Origin of the sequence: Tenuifilum sp., assembly GCF_037481895.1 — a bacterium.
Taxonomy (GTDB): domain Bacteria; phylum Bacteroidota; class Bacteroidia; order Bacteroidales; family Tenuifilaceae; genus Tenuifilum; species Tenuifilum osseticum.
This window is the reverse complement of sequence record NZ_JBBFKU010000074.1, coordinates 1-3,301: the sequence shown is the minus strand read 5'-3', so window position 1 is coordinate 3,301 and position 3,301 is coordinate 1. Positions and strand designations below refer to the sequence as shown.

The window sequence follows — 3,301 nt, the reverse complement described above, 5'->3', positions numbered from 1 at the left end:
GGTGTACTTAACCTGAGCGCTTTCCACATCGTTGGCGCTGCGTGGCAGAAGCTTGAAAGCACCAAAGCTGTAATCAATTACACCGGTGATGTTGTAACGTGCACCCTGTGTTGGGGTATACCTGTACAGGAAGTCGTCTACGTTAATGGTGTTTGTTCCATCGCTAACAGTAAACTCGCCAAAACCGGCATCGGCTACGGTACACTCTACGTTGTTGAGCTTAACCAGAACGCCCTCGTATGCCTCGCTGGCAGCCTGTGCAGGAGTAACATCAACAGGGGTTGGGAGTGTGTTACCACTATTAATCTTGTTCAGGTAGCTTACGCTCTTAATCTCGGTAAGGTTATTGTACTCATCAACAGTACCAATAACTTCAACGCTATCGCCCTGAGCAATTGTTCCAAGGGAGTTGTTTACGCCGTAAACATACACACCATTCCAGGCTTTAGCGCTATCCTGCAACCACATGTTGAAGGAGGTTGAACCCGTTTTAACTGCAGTTACAATACCACCAATGCGAACGGTATTGTTAGCCCAGTTGCTGGCTCCTCCTGTATTATTGCTCTGAATGTCATAAATAGAAGGTGTGGCAATAATGGTGAAAGCAGCATCGCTCTCGTCGGTGGCGCCGCTGGTGTTGCCGGTTAGGCGAATCTTGTACTGGGTGCCATACTTGGCATCGGCAGGAATGGTGAAATTGAATGAGCCGGTATTGGGTAAAGCTGGTTCAAGCACTAACCAGTTCCAGTTGGAAGTAAGTCCGTCTCTTACGTAGGCCTCGTACTTGATGGTCTCGGCTCCCATGTTAGCCGATGTCCAGGTAATGGTAACATTATCGCCGGCAAAGAAAGTCTGGCCACCGTTGGGGGAGGTAACGGTAATGCCCGGGGTTAAAATTTCAACCTGTGGAACAGTACCATCGGTTTTATAGTTAATAGATGCACCGGAATTGGTGTAGGGGAAAATCTGGGCGTAGTAGTGCTTACCGGGAAGCAGGGTGTTCAGTGAAGCGGTTTGCACGCCGTAGGCAACATTGATTGCACCGGCATCATCGCTAAAGTCGGTATCGTCGGCAATGGGGGTGCCATCGGCAACGGTAAAGGTACCGGTGGTGTTAACCACAACCACGTAGCCCTCAGGCGCCTGAGCACCGGCAACGGCATCTACCCAGGTAAGGGTGGCCTGTGTGCTGAGCACAGTTCCCGAAACGGCAAAGGTGGTAACGTGGTTTTCGGGCTCAGGGAGGATGTTGGTGGTTTTTTTACTGTCGGTTGGTACAACACCGTCAATCTTATAGTCTATAAGTGAACCTGAGTTTGTATAGGGATAAATTTTGAAGTAGTAGGTAGTGTTTGGTGTTAGTCCTGTCCAAACATATGTCCCAACGCCTTGGCTTACATTTACCACTCCGGCATTATCGCTCATGTCGGTGTCATCGGCTTGAGGCGTTTCATCAACAGGGTCGGTAAAGGTTCCTGTGGTGTTGGCCATTACTAGGTATCCTGTAGGGAGTGTACCACCGGTGGCGTCGGTCCAGGTTAGTGTTATTTGAGAGTTGCCATCGACCGTGGCCGTAAAATCGGTTACATGGTTTGTAGGCTCAGGATAGTAAACCAAACCGCTGCAAGCAACATTTTTGGTTGCAGCACCTGTAGAGGTTAGGGTGATGTTTTCGTTATAGCTACCTGCTGCAAGCCCAGCTTCCAACCTAACGTAGATGGTGGTAGTTGCAACACTGCCCCCGCTTTGATTAAGCACAATGGGATCGCCAGCAAAACCACTACCGCTTGTCAGCGAAATTTCAAAATTTGAAGGTGGTGTAATTGTAATATTATCCGTAAGGTCAGAACCTTCAACGGTAAACAATTGTTCAGCAGAGGGGCCTGAGCCGATAATGTATTTGAAATTGGATAAAGCACTTGTGCTAACAGTTATTATAGGTTCTGCCAAAGTTGAACCACTACCAGTTGATTCATCCGAGTAGTTAAAGGCTTTATCAACTGTGTAAACTTTGTACCAATACTGGGTGCTTGGGCTTAAGCCATTGTCGGTAAAAGATGTCGAAGTACCTATATAACAAACAGTTCCACTATTTGGAATGGTGTTGCCAACTGCATAGATACCGTTCTGGTTTGGATCCCAATTAGGATCAGGATTAGAAGTAAACCTGATAACTACATATCCTCCACCATCAACATCGGCTGCTGCATCCCAGCTTACTTTTAAGGAGTTTATAGAATTATCAGTTATTGTAACTGAACCCGGCGAGTTTGGTGCTGTTTCATCAACAACTGTACCAAGATATATCACAAAATCATCTATATTAAACTGAGCTGTATTATTAACCGATATAATACCAAGTCCTACAGTAGGAGCGGTACTAGAAGTGGACACTATAGCAGTAAATTTAGTCCAGTTTAAACCAACATTTACACTATTTAAATATGTTGAATATGTTCCTGGATTTCCTGTACCTGCAGCAGAAACAGCGGCACGCAAGTTGTCACCCCCTATAGTTCCATCTAAATCCCCTTGATAGTAGAATTGCACAACATAAGAAGTACTTGCTCTTAAAGCATCAGTGGGAGACTGCAATCTACGGTGGGTAGTACCGGTTTGTGAATATTGAACAAACTTAGGTCCAGAACGACCACCAGATGAAAAGATAATCCCAGTTCCTGCAATTTGCGTGGTCCAATAATCTTGTTGTGAGGAAATTGAACCAGCAGTTGCTAGGGTTCCTGATTGGTTTTCAAATCCACCATCCATTCTAGGGAATGTTCCTATTACCTGCTGCCCCCACCCGACCTTACCTGCGAGGAGCAGGGTAAGCGTTAGGGCCATGGTTGTGAGTAAATTTTTTGTTTTCATAGGCATATAGTTTAGTGTTTAGTGTTTCGTGTTTGGTGTTTCGTGTTTGGTGTTTCGTGTTTAAGGTTAAAAATTTCAGATTTCAGATTCCAGATTCATGATTGAAGGTGGTTTCTTAAACCATCAACTATCAACTATCAACCATCAACTATCAATGAGCAAAGGTTAAAAAAAAGGTTGAAAAGGGGTGTTAAGTTACAGTTATTTTTGGGGGTTGTCAATAAAAATGTTGGAATCGTTTGCGGAAATTTTAGTTTTTAATATTTGTTTGGTGGTTTATTCTATATTGAGCAGGTTTTTGTAGTTGTATTTTCTTTTTATTGAGTGTGTAGTGTACAGAGTGCAGAGGGGTGTTAAGGATAAAGGTTAAAGGATAAAGGATAAAGGTTCAAGGTTTAAGGTTCAAAGTTCAAGGTTAAAGGATAAAGAA

At 44.4% G+C, this 3,301-nt stretch carries 1 protein-coding gene; it reads right to left on the bottom strand.

Annotated elements, in window-relative coordinates:
• Window positions 1-2,871, bottom strand: a 2,871-nt coding sequence (locus WHS63_RS13120) for a hypothetical protein (protein WP_445205507.1), incomplete at its 3' end; no start/stop codon positions are given.
• Window positions 2,872-3,301 lie beyond the last annotated feature (430 nt).